This is a genomic window from Janthinobacterium sp. PSPC3-1 (assembly GCF_049896105.1).
Lineage (GTDB): Bacteria > Pseudomonadota > Gammaproteobacteria > Burkholderiales > Burkholderiaceae_D > Janthinobacterium.
In genome coordinates this window covers 245,792-263,991 of sequence record NZ_JAFCTQ010000001.1, presented here as the reverse complement: position 1 = coordinate 263,991, position 18,200 = coordinate 245,792, and the positions used below count along the sequence as shown (strand labels likewise).

Sequence of the window (18,200 nt, the reverse complement as noted above, 5' to 3'; positions counted from 1 at the left end):
GTTTTTTATTGATGTGTCATGATTGTACGCCGCGCAGCGCGGCGATGCGTTCCTCCAGCGGCGGATGGGTGGCGAACAGGGCGCCCCAGCCGCCCTTGCTGTTGATCCCTAGCGCCTGCATCGACTGCGGCAGCTCGCCCGGCGCCACGCCGCCGAGGCGCGCCAGCGCATGCATCATCGGCGTCGGGCTGCCCAGCAGCTTGGCCGAACCGGCGTCGGCGCGGAACTCGCGCTGGCGCGAAAACCAGGCGACGATAATCGAGGCCAGCAGGCCGAACAGCACTTCGCACACCATCACGGTGACGAAATAGCCGATGCCGCGCCCGCCTTCGCGATTATTATTTTTCTGCAGCATATTGTCGACAAAGAAACCCACGACCCGCGCCAAGAACACCACGAAGGTATTGACCACGCCCTGGATCAAGGTCAGGGTCACCATGTCGCCATTGGCGACGTGGGCGATCTCATGGCCCAGCACGGCTTCGACTTCATCGCGGTTCATGCTTTCCAGCAAACCGGTGGAGACCGCCACCAGCGCCGAATTCTTGAACGCGCCGGTGGCAAACGCATTGGCGTCGCCCTCGTAGATGGCGACGTCAGGCATGCCGATGCCGGCCCGCTCGGACAGCGTGCGCACCGTACCGACCAGCCATAGTTCGGTTGACGACGTGGGGTTGTCGATCACGCGCGCACCGGTGCTCCACTTGGCCATCGGCTTGCTGATCAACAGGGAAATGATGGAACCCGTAAAGCCGACCACCAGCGAAAACACCATCAGGCTGCCCAGGTTCAGGGTGCTGCCGCGCGCCGGATTGCCGACGCCCAGCAAACTGAGCACGAGCGTGAGCACCAGCATCACGGCCAGGTTGGTGACGATAAACAGGACGATGCGTTTCATGGCGATAGCTCCGGCAGGAATGCGATAACAATAAAATAGGGGCGATACGGCTGTTATCAAGCTTGCCAGAGCGGGCTTAGCCCTCCCTTAAAAACACTTTACAGAACCGTAGCGAGCGGATGTGAGTTGTGGCTGAGAAGCGTAACTGTGCTTTAGCATAGTGAGCATCGGAGGCCGCAAATCGCACCGCGCAGTAGGTTATGTAAGGTGTTTAAAACCAGTCGTGCCAGATCGGCTTGACGTTCGCAGGCAGCGGCGGCAGCAGCGCAAAATCCACGCGCGACTCGCCCGGCGCATGAAAATCGGTGCCGCGCGAGGCAAGAAAGCCGTAGTCGTTGGCCAGGCGCGCATATTCGGGATACTGGTCGGGGCTGTGGCTGCCCGTCACCACTTCGATGGCGACGCCACCCAATTGCTTGAATTCATCAAACAGCACGCCCTGCGCCATGTCGCTGAAGCGGTAGCGGCCCGGATGCGCGATCACGGCCAGGCCGCCGGCGCCGCGTATCCAGCCCACCGCTTCGGCCAGGGTGGCCCAGCGGTGCTCGACATAGCCTGGATTGCCTTCGGACAGATATTTCTTGAACACCTCGGGAATATTCGCGCACTTGCCCGTTTCCACGATATAGCGGGCAAAGTGGGTGCGCGACATCAGGTCGGGATTGCCGACGAATTTCAGCGCGCCTTCATAGGCGCCGGGAATGCCGGCCAGGTCCAGCTGGCGGGCGATCTCGCGCCCGCGCGCGTCGCGCCCGGAGCGGGTCTGGTTCAGGCCGTTGACCAGGCCGGGATGGTTCTCATCGACCTGCAGCCCGACGATATGCACGGTCTGGCCGGCCCAGGTAATCGAAATTTCCACGCCAGCAACAAACTGCATGCCCAACTCGACGGCCGCCACGCGCGCGGCAGGGATGCCCGACACCTCGTCGTGATCGGTCAGCGCCCATACGTCGACGCCCGCCTTGCGTGCATGCGCAGCCACGGCGGCCGGTGCGAGGACGCCGTCGGAAATATTCGAATGGCAATGCAGGTCGACTTTAAGCATGGGAAAACAATACCGTGCGCGGGTTGTGATGGGAAGAAGTTTTATTGTACGCTGCCTGCCGGGGCGCGGCAGCGTTAGCATCATATTGTGGCAAGAAACTCTTCCACCATGCGCGCCAGCGCCCGTGGCTGGTCGTGGTGCAGCATATGGCCGGCGTCCACCATCAGCTTGCAGCGCACGTCTTTCAGGAAACCCAGGCGGCGGTCGATTTCGATGCGCGCCTGTTCTTTCGGGCCCATCCATTGCCACATATTCGTGTCGTCCGCCTCGACCCACAGCACCGGCGCCGTGATGCGTTGCCAACAGGCCAACACCTCCTCGACCTGGTACAGCATCGGATTGACACGCTTGTGGCGCGGATCGCCCATGATGTCCCACTCGCCCGCCTCATTCTGCACCGACCAGTGTTCGGCCAGAAACGCCGCACGTTCATCATTCAAGCGCGGATTGGTCTTTTGCAAGCGCTCGGCCACGGCCTTCTGGCTTGGATAGCTGCGCATCAGCGGCGGCGCGCGCAATTCATCGAGCCATTTGGCGTAGCGGCCAGGCGCCTGCTCGGGCCGGGTCGCCATCATGCCGAAGCCTTCCAGGTTGATGAAGCTGGCGATGCGCTCGGGCCGCACGCCCGCATACAGGCCCGCCACATTGGCGCCCATGCTGTGGCCCAGCAGGTGCACCGGCGCCTCGGGCGAGTAATGCAGCAGCATGGCGTCGAGGTCGGCCAGGTAGTCGGGGAACCAGTAGGTATCGGACTGGGTGTAGTCGCTCTGGCCAAAACCGCGCCAGTCGGGCGCGATCACATGCCAGTCGCCTGCCAGCTCATCGACCACGAACTGGAAAGAGGCGGCCACATCCATCCATCCATGCACCATGAACAAAACCGGCGCGCCGTCGCGGCCCCAGTGGCGCACATGGACGCGCGCGCCACGGATATTGATGAATTCGGAACGAGAAAGTTTCATGAGTAGCTACCTTGAAAGTGGCGCAGGCGTCGCCACATGCTGTGTCTGAAGTAATGTACCGCCATAAAAGTACGACCGTTCTTTAATTATACCGGATCGCTTGCCGCCGTTCTGGCTTGTCTTGCAACAGCGTAAAATAGCGCTATCCCGGCCTTTCCACCATTGCCTCAGGCTAAACATGACACTCTACCAATTGGGCGCCGATGCGCCACAGATTGATGCTTCCGCGTTTGTTGCCGACACGGCCAATGTCATCGGCAAGGTCACCTTGCATGAAAACACCTCGGTATGGTTCGGCGCCACCTTGCGCGGCGACAATGAACGCATCACGGTCGGCGCCAACAGCAATGTACAGGAAGGCGCCGTGTTGCATACCGACCCCGGCTATCCGCTCGACGTGGGGCAGAACGTCACCATCGGCCACCAGGCCATGCTGCACGGCTGCACCATCGGCGACGGCACGCTGATCGGCATCCAGGCGGTGGTGCTCAATGGCGCGAAAATCGGCAGGAACTGCCTGGTCGGCGCCGGCGCGCTGGTCACCGAAGGCAAGGAATTTCCCGACAATATGCTGATCATCGGCACGCCGGCCAAGGCCGTGCGCACCCTGACGGCGGACGATATCACCAGGCTGCAAGGCAATGCTCTCAATTATGTACAGCGCGGCCAGCTATTTAATACGCAACTCAAGAAGATTGGATAAACCACATGACGACTGACACCAGCGGCGCGATCATCGCCCCCATCGCAGGCCAGGATACGCTGCAAAAATTTATTTTCGATAACGCCGCCGTGCGCGGCCAGTTCATCGACGTCTCGCACACTTGGCAGGAAGTGGTGTCGCGCCACGCCTATCCGCTGGCCGTGAAAAAAGTCCTGGGCGAAATGGTGGCGGCGGCCGCCCTGCTGTCGGCCAACCTGAAATTCAACGGCTCCATCATCATGCAGATCCATGGCGACGGTCCGGTGCGCCTGATGGTGGTCGAGTGCGACTCCGACCTGCGCCTGCGCGCCACGGCCAAGCTCGATCCGGATGCGGAGATCGTCGACGGCGCCACCGTGCCGCAACTGATGAACGCCAACGGCAAGGGCCGCTTCATCATCACGCTCGATCCGGCCGACAAGGTGCCGGGCCAACAGCCATACCAGGGCATCGTGCCGCTGGACGGCGACGACATGGCGACCGTCATCGAAAACTACATGCTGCGCTCGGAACAGCTCGACACGCGTTTGTGGCTGGCCACCGACGACACCACCTCGCGCGGCCTGCTGCTGCAAAAGCTGCCGCACCACGGCGGCAAGGCCGAAGCGACGCCGGTGTCGGAAGAAGATGCGCTCGATACCTGGAACCGCGCCGTCATGCTGGCCTCGACCCTGAAAGAGGAAGAAATCCTGGCCACCGACATCGATACCCTGATGCAGCGCCTGTTCTGGGAAGAAACCATCCGCGTGTTCGACCCGCTGCACCCGAGTTTTCATTGCACCTGCACCCGCGAAAAAGTGGGCAATATGCTCAAGATGCTGGGCGAACAGGAAGTCAACGACGCGCTGGCGGAAATCGGCCACGTGGGCGTGAACTGCGACTTCTGCGGCCAGCACTATGATTTCGACAAAGTCGATTGCGCGCAGCTGTTTGTGACCGATGCGCCGGCCGAGGTCTTGATCCCGCCAGCGACCAGCATCAATTAGGCCCCCTCCCGCGCCGCCTTCCCGGCGGCGCACCCCTCTTCCGTGCTGCACTGCACCAGCGCCGCGCGCCTGCGCACAGGGCGCAGTCATCCCCACACAAACGCATAACTGTCATCACCATTCTTCGCAAGCACCCGGCCTGCAACAGAATTGATTCAGATCAACAAATTCTTTTCCATGCGTTGTCAGGCTGCTACGCCCTTATTATTCACATATTGAATTTCTGAAATTGGAATTTGAAATTGGACGCATAACCACGGCTGCGCTATTGTGCAATGCAACAACACACCATTTATGGAGGACATATGTCCACATTGACCAGCACTTACAGCACCGACAGCCACGATGGCTACTTCAGCAACCTGGGCCGCGCCACGCGCGCCTTCCTGGGCGCCCTGCTTGCCTCGAAACCATACGTCCAGGCCGCCACCGCCGCCGACGAGCCACGCTACACGCGCCCCAGCAAGCACGATATCGCGCTGCTGAATTCGGAAGCGGCACGCTACGAGAAATTGATGCCAAATCTGGCCAGCGAACTGCGCTTTTTGGCTTCACGCGGCTGATCCACCAACAATTACTGATATCTTTAGGAACCTTATGATGATCCTCGAAACCACCCTGATCGCCCTGGCCGTTGCCGTCACCGCCATCCGTTTTTACCTGATCTCGACCGGCAAGGGCGAGTTCTAAGCAGTACCAACGACGGGCGGCGCCGGCCACGGTGCCCAAGTAACCCCCAATAAATTCTTGTGATTTCTGACTTCCATAACCGGCGCTCTGCTGCGTTGCCCGCTGCTAGCAGTGCTCGCACTGCGTCGCAGCGAGCGCCTTGCATAGCATCCGGTTCTGTTCGTCATAACTTCACAATAATTTCCTGACGATTACTTTAGTGCCCCGTTTCTTTCAAATAAGCATTACGCGTCACCACGGCCGTATTGCTGAAATCGCTGAAAACGCCATCGATACCGGCGCGGAAAAAGCCCAGCAATTCCAGTGCAGGCTCACCTTTGTACACGCCAGCCAGATATTTCGCCTCGTTACGGAACGTATAGCTGTGGACGAACAGGCCGGCCTTGTGCGCGTCGGCGATCAGGCTCGTTGGCGTCGCCTTGTTGACGTCGGCAGCCGAACCGGTGTACGGCGTGCCATCGGCATTGGTCGCTTTGAACGGTGAAATCGTCAAGGCCATCACTTGCGGCTTCCAGGGACCGATACCGTCGGCGTAGGTCTTGATTTCGGCCAGGCCGGCCGGCGTCAGCATCTCGCCGAAGAAGCGGCCGTCGCCAGCCAGGGTCCAGCTATACGGACGGCCATCGACGAAGTTGTAGACATCGTTGGTGCGATAAATCATTTCGCCTGTCTTGTAATTGACGTCATTGCCATCGACCAGCTGCACCATTTTGCTCGTCAAACCGGCAGCACGCATGTATTTCAGGCTGGCGGGATCAAAGCTCTGGATATAAATCGCCGCCGTCTTGCTGTTCAGGTTATTGTCCTTGACGATCTTTACGATCGCGTCTTCGAACGGATGGCTGCCGCTGCCGCAACCGTTGGCGATGGCCTGGGCATTGTTCCATACCGGGTTTTTCGATTCCGGATACACCGAAATCGTGCGGCCGCTCGAGGCGCTTTTGGCCTTGGCGATATCGATCACTTCCTGCATCGTCAGCACAGGATACTTGCCATTCAATTCACTCGGACGCGATTCGCGCGCGTCGTAGGTCGTGCCACCGATCCATTGCTTCAGTTCGGCCGCCGTAAAGTCGCTGATCGACCAGTCGCCCGTATGATCTTCGCCATCGACGATCAGCGATTTCAGTACCGATTTCGGATTGGCCGGATCGGTCAGGTCGGTCAGGTATTGCGCCGGGCCGCCATAGGTCGCCAGGGAATAGCCGACATTGACCAGACGGCCTGGCACCGTGCGTTTGCGTGCGGCGACCTGGGCATTGGTCAGTGCGACCGTACCGATATTGGTGTTGTCGCTGAGCCAGGGATTATGGCGCGCCACCAGCACGCAGTCCTTCGACATGTGCACATCGAGTTCCAGCGAATCGGCGCCGGCATCGGCCGCCGCCTCGTAGGCCGGGCGGGTTTGTTCAGGGTACAGGCCCGGCAGGCCGCGATGGGCAATTACCAGCGGCGCCTTGCCGTCCAGCGTCTGCAACGACTCGGTACTGCTGCCACCGCAAGCGGACAAGGCCAGCGCCGACAGGCATAGCAAGGTGTGTTTGTTGGTGATCATGGCAAGCGCAATTCCTGGTTGATGGTCATTATGGGAACACGTACCGGGCAATGCGCAGCGATTGCCCGAAACACCGTATTGCCTTATTGTAAAAACCAGTTATGACAGGATAATGACGCCTGCCTGCCCCGCAGCAGGAATGCAGAAGCAGTTTCTTAGTGAGGCGCCGTGGTATCGGACGGCGCTTCCGTCAGTGGCGGGATCTGGCCCTTGCGCACGATCTGCACGAAAATCTCGTTCTGCTTGACCATGCCCAGCTCATAGCGGGCACGCTCCTCGACCGCGCCGGTGCCGTCCTTCAGGTCGCGCACTTCGGATTCGAGCTTGGCGTTACGGGCTTTCAATTCCACATTCTTTTGATTCGCCTGCGCGACTTGCGCTTCCATGTCGGCAACGCGCAGCCAGCCGCCTTTGCCCGTCCAGAGGGGAAATTGTATCAGCAGCAGCAGGGCCGCCAGGGCGAGCGTAATCAGGCGCATGGGTCTCGGTTAAAAAACCGGCCGGAAAATTCCGGCCGGTCAGTTGGTGATATTACTTCATTTACTTCAGATTATAGAATGCATCGCGGCCCGGGTAGGAAGCGATGTCGCCCAAATCTTCTTCGATGCGCAGCAGCTGATTGTACTTGGCCATGCGGTCCGAACGCGACATCGAGCCGGTCTTGATCTGCAGGGCGTTGGTACCGACAGCGATATCGGCGATGGTCGAGTCTTCCGTTTCGCCCGAGCGGTGCGAAATGACGGCCGTGTAGCCGGCGCGCTTGGCCATTTCGATGGCGGCGAAGGTTTCGGTCAGGGTACCGATCTGGTTGATCTTGATCAGGATCGAATTGGCGATGCCCTTCTGGATGCCTTCTTTCAGGATCTTGGTGTTGGTGACATACAGATCGTCGCCGACCAGTTGCACTTTCTTGCCCAGTTCGGCCGTCAGGATCGCCCAGCCATCCCAGTCGCCTTCATGCATCGCGTCTTCGATCGAGATGATCGGGTACTTGTCGCACCAGGTCGCCAGCAGGTTGGTGAATTCGGTGGCGGTGAGCGACAGGCCTTCGCCTTCCAGCTCGTACTTGCCGTCCTTGTAGAACTCGGAAGCGGCGCAGTCCAGGCCGATGGCCACTTGCGTGCCTGGCTCGTAGCCGGCTTCTTCGATTGCCTGGATGATCAGCTTGATCGCTTCTTCATGGTTGGCCAGCGATGGCGCGAAACCGCCTTCGTCACCGACGTTGGTGTTCAGGCCCTTTTTGTGCAGGATTTTTTTCAGCGTGTGGAATACTTCCGCGCCGTAACGCACGGCTTCCTTGAACGACGGGGCGCCCACCGGGATGATCATGAATTCCTGGATGTCCAGGTTGTTGTCGGCGTGCGCGCCGCCGTTGATCACGTTCATCATCGGCACTGGCAGTTGCATCGCGCCGGAACCGCCGAAATAGCGGTACAAAGGCAGGCCGGCTTCTTCGGCGGCAGCCTTGGCGACGGCCATCGACACGGCCAGGATCGCATTGGCGCCCAGGCGCGACTTGTTTTCGGTGCCGTCCAGGTCGATCAGGGTGCGGTCCAGGAAAGCCTGTTCATTGGCGTCCAGGCCCATGATGGCTTCGGAGATTTCGGTGTTGATGTTCTCGCAGGCTTGCAGCACGCCCTTGCCGAAGTAGCGCTTGGCGTCGCCGTCGCGCAGTTCCACGGCTTCGCGCGAACCGGTCGAGGCGCCCGACGGTACGGCGGCACGGCCCATCACACCCGATTCCAGCAAGACGTCGCATTCGACGGTCGGATTGCCGCGCGAGTCCAGGATCTCACGGCCGATAATGTCAACAATAGCACTCATATCATTCTCCAAAGTTAAGCGTAACAGGGCTGCACACTGCGTTCTGATGCGCAATTGCACAAAGAGGGTAAAGAAACTCCCGGCGAGACTGACTTGCCGGGAGCGGTGCTTCAAGGCCTAACGCCATCAACCACGTTTATTGCTCGGTGGCGTTCGCTTCCTTGTGGGCCAGCGCTGCCTTGATAAACGAGGTGAACAGCGGGTGGCCGTCACGTGGGGTCGATTTGAATTCCGGATGATACTGCACGCCCATATACCATGGGTGGGCGTTATCACCGGTGCGCGGCAATTCCATGATTTCGCACAGGTCTTCGGTCGGCGTACGGGCGGCCACCACCAGGCCGGCCGCTTCCACGCGCGGCAGGTAGTGATTGTTCGCTTCGTAGCGGTGACGGTGACGCTCGGTCACCACGGCGCCGTAGATCTCGGCGGCCAGGGTGCCCGGCTTGATTTCGCAGGTTTGCGCGCCCAGGCGCATGGTGCCGCCCAGGTCCGAGTTCTCGTCGCGCTTCTCGACCTTGCCGTCGGCGCCTTGCCACTGGTCGATCAGGGCCACCACCGGTTGCGCGGTCTCGAGGTCGAATTCGGTCGAATTGGCCGTCGTCAGGCCGGCTTTGTGGCGCGCGTATTCGATCAGCGCCACTTGCATGCCCAGGCAGATGCCCAGGTAAGGCACTTTGCTCTCACGGGCGAACTGGGCCGCCATGATCTTGCCTTCCACGCCGCGCTTGCCGAAGCCGCCCGGCACCAGGATGGCGTCGTACTTGGCCAGTTCGGCGCAGCCGGTGGTTTCGATTTCTTCCGAGTCGATGTACTCGATATTGACCTTCGACTCGTTGTGGATGCCGGCGTGGCGCAGCGCTTCGGTCAGCGATTTGTACGATTCGGTCAGTTCCACATACTTGCCAACCATGCCGATGGTCACTTCCGACTTCGGATGCTCGAGCGTGTAGATCAGCTTGCTCCAGACCGACAGGTCGGCCGGCGCGGGATTGAGGTCCAGCGCGTCGCAGATGATCTTGTCGAGGCCCTGGTCGTGCAGCATCTGCGGCACTTTGTAGATGGTGTCGACGTCCCACACGGAGATCACGGCGTCTTCCTCGATGTTCGAGAACAGCGAGATTTTCGCGCGCTCGTCTTCCGGAATCGCGCGGTCGGCGCGGCACAGCAGCGCGTTCGGCAAGATGCCGATTTCACGCAGCTTCTGCACCGAGTGCTGGGTCGGTTTGGTTTTCAGTTCACCGGCCGAGGCGATATACGGCACCAGGGTCAGGTGGACGAAGGCCGTGTTCTTGCGGCCGGCGCGCAGGCTCAGCTGGCGTGCCGCTTCCAGGAAGGGCAGGGACTCGATATCGCCGACGGTGCCGCCGATTTCGCACAGGGCCACGTCGTAGCCTTCGGCGCCACGGCGGATATAGTCCTGGATTTCATTGGTGATATGCGGAATCACCTGCACGGTCTTGCCCAGATATTCGCCGCGGCGTTCCTTGCGGATCACCGATTCATAGATCTGGCCGGTGGTGAAGTTATTCACCTTTTTCATGCGGGTGGAGATGAAGCGCTCGTAGTGACCGAGGTCGAGGTCGGTTTCGGCCCCGTCGTCGGTGACGAAGACTTCACCGTGTTGCATAGGGCTCATCGTGCCAGGGTCGACGTTGATATACGGGTCGAGCTTGAGCATGGTGACTTTAAGGCCGCGCGATTCGAGGATCGCGGCGAGAGAGGCGGCGGCAATCCCTTTTCCAAGGGAAGACACAACGCCACCGGTGACGAAGACAAATTTGGTCATTGCAGATGGTGCCGAACGGCACGTGCGGGAAATTGAAATTATACACTAAAGCCCGGCGTACGGACCGCTGCGGCGTGGAAAATTGCGCCAACTGCCGGCTATCCGCGCGCAGCGAGGGTGCATACGCAACAACATTATGCAGTGGCAATATTTGAAATATTTATACTCTTATACATTATGTGGGTGAGCGAACAGACCCAGGCGTCGCCCTGCCGCAGACTGGCATTTTTCAACGGAGGTATATCATGAGCTATGAAGAACGCGACGCCTATGGCATGTATGTGGACCGTGGCCATAAAGGTCCCGGCCCCGAACTGATGGGTGCCGACACCCTGATCGGCGACCACGTGCATAACGCCAAGGATGAACATCTCGGTGAAATCAAGGAAATCATGATCGACATGCGCAGCGGCAAAATTGCCTACGCCGTCATGTCGCACGGCGGCGTGTTCACCATCGGCGAAAAACTGTTCGCCGTGCCCTGGGAAGCCCTGCTGCTCGACACCGTCAACAAGCGCTTCACGCTGAACATCGACAAGGAGCGCATCGAAAACGCGCCCGGCTTCGACACCGACAACTGGCCGAACATGGCCGACACCACCTGGTCCAACGAGATCCACAGCTATTACGGCACCACCGCCCGCGAATACTAAGAGTTAAGCCCAACAGCAACTCCCTGGGCCGGATCCCATGATCCGGCCTTTTTCATGGCCGGCGCTTAAAAGCGGTACTCCAGCCCCGCCACATAGGTCCTGCCGCGCGCCGTGCCCATCGGCGTATAGTCGTTCGACTGCGAGGGCATGGAATTCATGCGGTTCAGCGCTTCGGAATAATCCTTGTCCATCGCATTTTGCACCGACAGGCGCAGCAACAGATTTTTGCCCAGCCGGTAGCTGGCATACAGGTCGATCACGGCCGGGATCTTCGGATTGCTCACCTTGGTCACTTCGCCCGTTACCTCATCGGCCTCGTTATCCGGCGACAGGCGGCGGTTGCTGCCCGTATGCTTGATGATGGCGCCCAGTTCCAGTTTATTGTCCAGCAGGCGCGCACCGACGTCGAGGTTGTAGTACACGCTGGGCAGTTCGCTGATATCGGCCGCGCCGAACCAGGCGCTGGCGATCGAGGTGGGCTGGCTGGTTTTTTCGCGTGTATACGACAGCCGCGCATAGGCCGGCCCCCACTGGTATTGCGCTTCCAGTTCCAGCCCGCGCGTATGCACCGGCGTGGCCGAGTTGATGTAGATATACATATTGGTCACGTAGGGATCGACGGTTTGCCAGTCGGTGGCGATCACTTCGGCGATATTGCACTTGCGCCCGCCTTCGCAGACAAGAAAGGACTGGCTGGTGATATAGCCGTCGATCTTGCTCTTGAAATACAGCACCTTGAAGTTCAGCGCATCGTTAGCACTGAGCAAGCCATGCAGGCTGGAATTGAAGCCCAGCTGATAGGTGGTCGACTTTTCCCCCTTCAGGAAAGGATTCATCGAGGCCCCGCCATCATTGGAGAAAAATACTTCCTGCGGATTCGGCCCGCGCATGGTGCGCTCGGCGCTGGCAAACGGCTGGAACCACGGATGCAACTGGGCCGACAACAGCAGCGAGGGGTTGATGCCATGCTCCTTCAGGGCGATATCGGCCGCGCCCTGGGGGAAGCATTTCACACGCACATCGCAGGCGGGCTTGTAGCCGGTCAGCTCGAAACCCGTGTAGTTCAGGCCGGCATTGACCTGATAGATGCCGCGGTTGTACTGCATGCTGGCGTACAGGCTGTCGATCCTCTGACGTCCGGACGGGCCGAAGGTATTCGACTCGATCGACTGCCGGTTGGCGTCCGGGTTGTCCGGGTCGTGAACCAGGCTTTCCACATGCTTGCTGTAGCGGTTGCGCATCAGCTTGCCGCCCACGGTCACCAGCGCGTCGCCGCCGGCCAGCCGGAAGCTGCTGGTGTTGTGGATGTCGAACGCGTCGGCGCGGTTGGCCGCATTGGTGTTGACGAAATTGAGCAAGGCTTCCGGCATGTATTTCTGGTTGCCGCGGCTGCTGCTGGCCATGACGTTCAGGTCGACCAGTTCGGAAAACGGCGTGTAGTGGTATTTCACATAGTAATCGTTGCTCTGGATATCGCGGCGCGTGAAGGTATTGCGATAATCGCGCGCCGACAGTTCCAGCGCATGGAAGTCGCTCAGTGTCAGGTCCAGCTTGAGCAGCTGCGACTTCGGTTTTTGCTTGTAGTAACGGTTGTAGCCGAAACCGAACTCCTCGCTATTCGTGCCCTTGCCATTCTTGTAGTTGCTGCCGATCACGCTGGCGCTGGTGGCGGCCATGAAGCCCACGCTGCCGCCATCAAAAGCCGGGTTTTTCAGCGCCACGGCCAGCATGGCGCTGCGGCCGGTGCCATTGTTACCCGCCGACAGTTTCGTGCGCGCGCCCGTTCTTTCGCCCGCAAACACCACGTCGTCGACGCCGATGGTACGAAAATTGGCGCTGCCAGCCAGCGCATTGACGCCGTCGCCGCCCGTGATATTGCCGCGCGAAACATCCACGCCAACGATGAAGTTGGGGTCGATCAGGGCGCCAAACTGGCTGCCCGGCACGCCGCCATGCGACACTTCCGACGGCGCGCTGCCGTAATAGTTCTGGCTCACGCCATCGACCATCATGTTGACCCTGCCCAGGCCCGACAGGCCGCGGATATTCACGCTGACGGCGCCCTGCGCCGGATCAATCTGGGTAAACGTGCCCGGCATGCTGCGCACGATCTGGTCCACCGACTGCAAGCGCGTGTCGGCGCCGCGCGCGCTGACGGCGCCCGGTTTTTCCAGCGCCTGCTGCTCTGCGGAAACAGCCTCACCCGAGACATTCAAGGCGGAAAACTCCACCTTGCCATCGTCGTCTTCCTGCGCCCGCGCCTGCTGGACGAGCACCATCATGCACACGCCCACGGCGTACGCCATCCTGTTCATTTTCATGCATCCTCGCTTGTGGTAAGTTTTTAGAAAATCATGTGGCATCGGGCGGGTGGCCCGCCGCCAGCTTGAACGACACGGGCAAGGTGACGGTCACCACGCCCTGCCGCAGCACCTCGCCGGGCGGCGCCGGCAAAGGCTGGGCGCGCGCCAGCACCTGCAGCGCTTCGCGGTCGAGCAACACCGTGCCCGAGGACGTCAGCAGCTCGCTCGACAGCAGCTTGCCGCCCGCATCGAGCCGGAAACGCACCCACGCCTGCCCTGCCCGCTGGCGCTGGCGCGCATCGCCCGGATAACGCTTGAAGCGCGCCAGATGCCCCAGCACCAGGCTTTGCCAGCTGGCTTGCACGGCGCTGCTCGCTGGCGTATCGCTGTCGAAGGGCGCCGCCTGCGGACCGCGCACGGCCGCCGGCGCCGGCGCGGCGCTGCTGCTGGCCTGTGCCGGCGAGGCCGCCTCCAGCGCCGCATCCTGGCCCGGGTCGGGCGATGGACTGGCGGCCGCCTTCGCCTGCTTGTCGGTCGTCGCGATGACCGAGGCATCGGCACGTGCCAGCACCGGCAGCGCTGGCGCGGGAAGCGGACCAGGAGGCGGCCGCGCCGCATGCGAGGCGGCCGACTGGCGCGCGCCCACCGCCTGGCTGGCCTGCGTTTCCGGCGACATCGCTTGCGCGGCAAACACCACCATCACGCTGGCTGCGGGCAATGGCGGCGCCACCGCCTGCGGCCGCCAGCTCAGCCACAGCAGCAGCGCCAGCGCCAGCGCCGTCACCAGCGCACTGGCGATGCCCCAGCCCAGCACGGGCCGCTCCTGATGCGATCGCGAAATCACCCGCCCTCCCGGCCGACCAGGCCCACTTTCAGGTAACCGGCCTGGCGCAAACCGTCCATCACCGCCAGCACATCCTCGTAAGCGGCCTGCTTGTCAGCCTGGAAGAACACGGTGCGCTGGCGGTCGCCTCCGGTTGCGCCGTCCAGCCGCGCACCGAGCTGCTCGCGCGCCACCGGCGCCTCGCCCAGATACAGGCTGCGGTCGGCTTTCAGCGACACGAACAGCGCCTGATCGGGGCGTGGTTCGGGCCGCGCGGTGGCGGCCGGCAAATCGATCTTCAGGTCGACCGTGGCCAGCGGCGAGACGACCATGAAGATAATCAGCAGCACCAGCATCACGTCGATAAAGGGCGTGACATTGATCTCGCTCAGTTCGGCCAGGTCAGCCGCATCGTCCGCTTGCGAAGGAAACAGGGAGGCCATGCTTCAGGCCTGCCGGAGGCTGGATTGACGGACAGTGGCGGCGTCCCGGCCATCGAGATCGCGGCTCAGCATCAGCAGCACCTGCGCCGAAGCGGCGCGCAATTGCGCCTTGTAACCGTTGATGCCACGGCTGAGCAGGTTATAGATCACCACGGCCGGTATCGCCGCCACCAGCCCGAGCGCCGTGGCCAGCAAGGCTTCCGCAATGCCCGGCGCCACCGTCGCCAGGTTGGTGCTCTGGCTGGCGGCAATGCCGATAAAGCTGTTCATGATGCCCCACACGGTGCCGAACAAACCGACGAACGGGGCGACGGCGCCGATACTGGCCAGCACGCCGAGGCCTTGCCCCATGGCGCGCACGGTATCGGCAAGCAACTGCTCCTGACGAAATCCCACCCGCTCCTTCAGGGCCGCCACCGGCGCATCGGCGTGCGACAGCGCCAGTTCCTGCCGCACGTCATCGAGCAGCAGCCGTGCCAGCGGCGCCGCGCTGGCCAGCTTCCGGGTTGCGTCCGGCAATGAAATTGCCGTCCTGAGCAAGGCAACGGCCTGGGCCGCTTCGCGCCGCGCCTTGAGCAGGCTGGCCCCCTTGACCAGCAAGATCACCCAGGCGGCCAATGCCGCGAGCAGCAAACAAAGCAACACGCTCTTGACCACCTGGTCGGCGGCAAGGAACATGCCGAAGGGCGACATATCATGGGACAAGGCGGCGGCGCGCGCGGCGGGTGTCAGGGAAGTGAGGGAAGCAGCAACAGTCATCAGGGTTTTACCAGGTCAGCGGGCATGGCTGCGCCTGCGGCGGCGCATGCGCATGCAAAAAAAATCGAAGGGACTGCCTGGCTGCTGGAAGAGCTTGCTGGGGGGGATGGGAAATACTTAGAGCCTATCCCAGTAGATGAATACGCCCCCTGCTGGCGCCCCTCAGAAGCGGGGACTGCGTTGCTCGTCGTTGCATGGCTCGCCATGCGGCCTCCTCGCGCCTTGTCCGCGCTCCTGATGAGCTGCAAGCAGAAGACGCTCACTACTGGGATAGGCTCTTACTGTACGTCGGCGGCGGACGCTGGCGTGAACCACGCGAAATCGGCCTGCTCGCGCGTCACTGTGGCGCCCTGTTGCGCCAGGATCAGCACCAGCGGCGCGGGGCCGCCCGTCAGGTCCCGCACATGCAGCGGCACGCCCACATCCTTGGCCGCATGGTAGGCGCCGGCGATCAGCAGGGCCGGCGCGGGCGCGGCCAGCAGGCGCTCGGCCATGCGGCGGTCGCGCTGCTGCTGCACCGACAGCATGGCGGCAAGACGCGGCGCATCGATCTGGTTGTCGTGCATGACGCGGATGAGGTCCTGGAGCCTGGCGTGCACTTTGGCATCGTTGGCCAGGTTGGAATACTTGCCCTGCACGCCAGGCCGGTCGACAAACAGCTGCTTGATTTCACTGCGGTCCAGGTTGGCAGACCAGACCGGGTACGGCGCGCGCATCACCGTCATGACCAGCTCGCCATATTGCCGCCACTGCCAGCCCGGTTGCCAGGCCAGCAGTTCGGCCACATGCTCGGGACGCACCACCGGGTCCGTCCGCAGCCAGGGCTGGACCTTGTCCACCTTCGCCTGCTGATCCGGGTTCAGCATTTCCAGCAGCACGCTGCCTTGCGGACGCTGGCCCTGCAGCTGCAGCGCCAGCCATTGCTCGATCCGGTGGTGGCTCAGTTGGTCGTGCTGCTCGCCGACGATCACGCGCGGCGCGGCCGCCAGTTGCGCCAGCAGCTGGCCGGCGTCGATGCGCTGGCCGCTGCGCAAGTCGATGATATCGCCGGCAGGATGTGGCGCTTGCGCGAAGACAACCGCGTCGGCGCCGCCAGCGGCAGGAGCAAGGGCGCCGCAAGCGCTCAAGACCAGCGCACCGCCCAACAGCAGGAAAACAGATAATTTCATCGATCAGCTTTCAAAAAAATGACATGCAACAACAATAACCGGCATCATTCTATTGGAAATGATTCTCATTTACAATTGAAACAATACGTTACAGCAATTTTTTTTACAGCTGGCAAAAAAACCGACCTCAGGGGCAAGGCGGCCTGGGAGTAAAATCAGGAAAATAACGGAGGACACACGTGACGCACACCGACCAACTGGCGGCCCTGAAACGGCCACTACCCGAAACGCTGGCTGCCGTACTGGCCCTGATCTTCGCCGACCGCTACAGCACCACGCAGGCGATGCGCGAGCACCATGGGCGCGACGAATCACGCTACGATGCCATGCTGCCCGACGCCGTGATCTTTGCCCATTCCACCGAGGAAGTGGCGGCCGCCGTCAAGCTGTGCGCCGCGCACGGCGTGCCGGTGATCGCCTGGGGCAGCGGCACTTCGCTGGAGGGCCATGTGCTGGCCCTGCATGGCGGCGTCTGCATCGACCTGTCGCAGATGAACGCGATGGTGGCCGTGCACGGCCAGGACCTGACGGCCACGGTGCAGGCCGGCGTCACGCGCAAGCAGCTCAACGAGGAAATCCGCGACACCGGCCTGTTCTTCCCGATCGACCCGGGCGCCAACGCCTCGCTGGGCGGCATGGCCGCCACGCGCGCCTCGGGCACCAATGCCGTGCGCTACGGCACCATGCGCGAAAACGTGCTGGCGCTCACCGTCGTCACGGCCGACGGGCGCATCATCAGGACCGGGACGCGGGCGAAAAAATCGTCGGCCGGCTACGACCTGACGCTGCTGTTTGTCGGCAGCGAAGGCACCTTGGGCATCATCACGGAAGTGACGGTGAAACTGTACCCCTTGCCGGAAGCCATTTCCGCCGCCGTCTGCTCGTTTCCCGGCACGGGCTCGGCCGTCAACGCCGTGATCCAGACCATCCAGCTGGGCGTGCCGGTGGCGCGCGTGGAGTTTCTTGACGAAAACGGCGTGAAAGCCATCAACGCCTACGACAAGCTGGCGCTGCCGGAAAAACCGCTGCTGCTGTTTGAATTCCACGGCACGCCGGCCAGCGTGGCCGAGCAGGCGCAGCTGGTGCAGGAGATTGCGGCCGAACACGGCGCCAGCGGTTTCGAATGGGCCAGCCGGCCCGAAGAGCGCTCGCGCCTGTGGGCCGCGCGCCACAACGCCTATTTTGCGCTGCTGCAACTGCGCCCGGGCAGCCGCGCCATTTCCACCGATTGCTGCGTGCCGATTTCACGGCTGGCCGAATGCATCCTGGCCACCAGGGATGACTGCGAACGCGCCGGCTTGACCTACGCCATTATCGGCCACGTCGGCGACGGCAATTTCCATGTGCAGATGCTGGTCGACCCAAGCAATCCGGCCGATATCGCGCGCGCCGAGCAGGTCAACAGCGACATGGTCACACGCGCGATCGGCATGGACGGCACCTGCACCGGCGAGCACGGCGTGGGCATGCACAAGATGGATTTCCTGGTGGAGGAACATGGCGCGGACGCGATCGGCACCATGCGCGCCATCAAGCATGCCCTCGATCCGAACAACATCATGAATCCGGGCAAAATTATCAGCTGGTAGCCCATCCGC

General features: G+C 61.7%; 17 protein-coding genes. 5 read left to right on the top strand and 12 right to left on the bottom strand.

Annotation, left to right across the window (positions count from 1 at the left end; all coding sequences use genetic code 11):
• Positions 1-16 precede the first annotated feature (16 nt).
• The 3 genes from htpX to ACP7B7_RS01200 all read right to left on the bottom strand — a co-directional run bounded on the left by htpX (position 17) and on the right by ACP7B7_RS01200 (position 2,905).
• On the bottom strand, positions 17-898 hold the full coding sequence (htpX, locus tag ACP7B7_RS01210; RefSeq protein WP_426075496.1) for a protease HtpX: 882 nt from the start codon (positions 896-898) through the stop codon (positions 17-19).
• A 211-nt stretch (positions 899-1,109) separates the two neighbouring features.
• Positions 1,110-1,943, bottom strand: coding sequence for a 3',5'-nucleoside bisphosphate phosphatase (locus tag ACP7B7_RS01205; protein WP_426075495.1), 834 nt, complete (start codon positions 1,941-1,943; stop codon positions 1,110-1,112).
• An 80-nt stretch (positions 1,944-2,023) separates the two neighbouring features.
• Positions 2,024-2,905, bottom strand: coding sequence for an alpha/beta fold hydrolase (locus ACP7B7_RS01200; RefSeq protein WP_426075494.1), 882 nt, complete (start codon positions 2,903-2,905; stop codon positions 2,024-2,026).
• Positions 2,906-3,083: 178 nt separating this feature from the next.
• Here ACP7B7_RS01200 and ACP7B7_RS01195 point away from each other — a divergent pair, with 178 nt between their 5' ends.
• The 3 genes from ACP7B7_RS01195 to ACP7B7_RS01185 all read left to right on the top strand — a co-directional run bounded on the left by ACP7B7_RS01195 (position 3,084) and on the right by ACP7B7_RS01185 (position 5,157).
• Positions 3,084-3,608 (top strand): gamma carbonic anhydrase family protein, encoded by a 525-nt coding sequence (locus tag ACP7B7_RS01195; RefSeq protein WP_426075493.1) that lies wholly within the window; start codon positions 3,084-3,086, stop codon positions 3,606-3,608.
• Between the two features lie 5 nt (positions 3,609-3,613).
• Positions 3,614-4,594, top strand: coding sequence for an Hsp33 family molecular chaperone HslO (gene hslO / locus ACP7B7_RS01190; RefSeq protein ID WP_426075492.1), 981 nt, complete (start codon positions 3,614-3,616; stop codon positions 4,592-4,594).
• Between the two features lie 305 nt (positions 4,595-4,899).
• Positions 4,900-5,157 carry a hypothetical protein gene (locus tag ACP7B7_RS01185; RefSeq protein ID WP_426075491.1) on the top strand — a complete coding sequence of 86 codons (258 nt, stop codon included), beginning with the start codon at positions 4,900-4,902 and terminating at the stop codon, positions 5,155-5,157.
• 323 nt (positions 5,158-5,480) lie between these two features.
• Here ACP7B7_RS01185 and ACP7B7_RS01180 read toward each other — a convergent pair whose 3' ends face one another.
• The 4 genes from ACP7B7_RS01180 to ACP7B7_RS01165 form a co-directional block, all read right to left on the bottom strand.
• Positions 5,481-6,839, bottom strand: coding sequence for a glycerophosphodiester phosphodiesterase family protein (locus tag ACP7B7_RS01180; RefSeq protein ID WP_426075490.1), 1,359 nt, complete (start codon positions 6,837-6,839; stop codon positions 5,481-5,483).
• Between the two features lie 155 nt (positions 6,840-6,994).
• Positions 6,995-7,318 carry a cell division protein FtsB gene (gene ftsB / locus ACP7B7_RS01175; RefSeq protein ID WP_308925043.1) on the bottom strand — a complete coding sequence of 108 codons (324 nt, stop codon included), beginning with the start codon at positions 7,316-7,318 and terminating at the stop codon, positions 6,995-6,997.
• 61 nt (positions 7,319-7,379) lie between these two features.
• Entirely contained in the window at positions 7,380-8,663 is a 1,284-nt protein-coding gene (gene eno / locus ACP7B7_RS01170) for a phosphopyruvate hydratase (RefSeq protein WP_308925042.1), read from the bottom strand.
• Between the two features lie 136 nt (positions 8,664-8,799).
• On the bottom strand, positions 8,800-10,452 hold the full coding sequence (locus ACP7B7_RS01165; protein ID WP_308925041.1) for a CTP synthase: 1,653 nt from the start codon (positions 10,450-10,452) through the stop codon (positions 8,800-8,802).
• Between the two features lie 245 nt (positions 10,453-10,697).
• Between ACP7B7_RS01165 and ACP7B7_RS01160 the strand changes: the two genes are divergently transcribed.
• Positions 10,698-11,105: a PRC-barrel domain-containing protein gene (locus ACP7B7_RS01160; protein WP_308925040.1), complete on the top strand. Its 408-nt coding sequence runs from the start codon at positions 10,698-10,700 to the stop codon at positions 11,103-11,105.
• 65 nt (positions 11,106-11,170) lie between these two features.
• Here the strand turns inward: ACP7B7_RS01160 and ACP7B7_RS01155 are convergent, their stop codons facing one another.
• From ACP7B7_RS01155 to ACP7B7_RS01135, 5 genes are all read right to left on the bottom strand, one after another.
• Positions 11,171-13,426: a TonB-dependent receptor domain-containing protein gene (locus ACP7B7_RS01155; protein ID WP_308925039.1), complete on the bottom strand. Its 2,256-nt coding sequence runs from the start codon at positions 13,424-13,426 to the stop codon at positions 11,171-11,173.
• Between the two features lie 31 nt (positions 13,427-13,457).
• The gene (locus ACP7B7_RS01150) at positions 13,458-14,252 is read right to left on the bottom strand and encodes an energy transducer TonB family protein (protein ID WP_308925038.1); all 795 of its coding nucleotides are present in this window, start codon (positions 14,250-14,252) and stop codon (positions 13,458-13,460) included.
• Positions 14,249-14,674, bottom strand: coding sequence for a TonB system transport protein ExbD (exbD, locus tag ACP7B7_RS01145; RefSeq protein WP_308925037.1), 426 nt, complete (start codon positions 14,672-14,674; stop codon positions 14,249-14,251). Before exbD ends, ACP7B7_RS01150 begins: the two co-directional genes overlap by 4 nt.
• Positions 14,675-14,677: 3 nt before the next feature.
• Positions 14,678-15,433: a tonB-system energizer ExbB gene (exbB, locus tag ACP7B7_RS01140; RefSeq protein ID WP_308925036.1), complete on the bottom strand. Its 756-nt coding sequence runs from the start codon at positions 15,431-15,433 to the stop codon at positions 14,678-14,680.
• Positions 15,434-15,711: 278 nt separating this feature from the next.
• Positions 15,712-16,602 (bottom strand): ChaN family lipoprotein, encoded by an 891-nt coding sequence (locus ACP7B7_RS01135; protein WP_426075489.1) that lies wholly within the window; start codon positions 16,600-16,602, stop codon positions 15,712-15,714.
• Between the two features lie 179 nt (positions 16,603-16,781).
• On the opposite strand from ACP7B7_RS01135, the gene ACP7B7_RS01130 reads away from it, so the two are divergent.
• Entirely contained in the window at positions 16,782-18,191 is a 1,410-nt protein-coding gene (locus ACP7B7_RS01130; protein WP_426075488.1) for an FAD-binding oxidoreductase, read from the top strand.
• Positions 18,192-18,200: the final 9 nt, after the last annotated feature.

Coding starts and splice junctions, on each gene's coding strand:
- htpX (WP_426075496.1), bottom strand. CDS start 898: ATGAAACGCATCGTCCTGTTTATCGTCACCAACCTGGCCGTGATGCTG.
- ACP7B7_RS01205 (WP_426075495.1), bottom strand. CDS start 1,943: ATGCTTAAAGTCGACCTGCATTGCCATTCGAATATTTCCGACGGCGTC.
- ACP7B7_RS01200 (WP_426075494.1), bottom strand. CDS start 2,905: ATGAAACTTTCTCGTTCCGAATTCATCAATATCCGTGGCGCGCGCGTC.
- ACP7B7_RS01195 (WP_426075493.1), top strand. CDS start 3,084: ATGACACTCTACCAATTGGGCGCCGATGCGCCACAGATTGATGCTTCC.
- hslO (WP_426075492.1), top strand. CDS start 3,614: ATGACGACTGACACCAGCGGCGCGATCATCGCCCCCATCGCAGGCCAG.
- ACP7B7_RS01185 (WP_426075491.1), top strand. CDS start 4,900: ATGTCCACATTGACCAGCACTTACAGCACCGACAGCCACGATGGCTAC.
- ACP7B7_RS01180 (WP_426075490.1), bottom strand. CDS start 6,839: ATGATCACCAACAAACACACCTTGCTATGCCTGTCGGCGCTGGCCTTG.
- ftsB (WP_308925043.1), bottom strand. CDS start 7,318: ATGCGCCTGATTACGCTCGCCCTGGCGGCCCTGCTGCTGCTGATACAA.
- eno (WP_308925042.1), bottom strand. CDS start 8,663: ATGAGTGCTATTGTTGACATTATCGGCCGTGAGATCCTGGACTCGCGC.
- ACP7B7_RS01165 (WP_308925041.1), bottom strand. CDS start 10,452: ATGACCAAATTTGTCTTCGTCACCGGTGGCGTTGTGTCTTCCCTTGGA.
- ACP7B7_RS01160 (WP_308925040.1), top strand. CDS start 10,698: ATGAGCTATGAAGAACGCGACGCCTATGGCATGTATGTGGACCGTGGC.
- ACP7B7_RS01155 (WP_308925039.1), bottom strand. CDS start 13,426: ATGAAAATGAACAGGATGGCGTACGCCGTGGGCGTGTGCATGATGGTG.
- exbD (WP_308925037.1), bottom strand. CDS start 14,674: ATGGCCTCCCTGTTTCCTTCGCAAGCGGACGATGCGGCTGACCTGGCC.
- exbB (WP_308925036.1), bottom strand. CDS start 15,433: ATGACTGTTGCTGCTTCCCTCACTTCCCTGACACCCGCCGCGCGCGCC.
- ACP7B7_RS01135 (WP_426075489.1), bottom strand. CDS start 16,602: ATGAAATTATCTGTTTTCCTGCTGTTGGGCGGTGCGCTGGTCTTGAGC.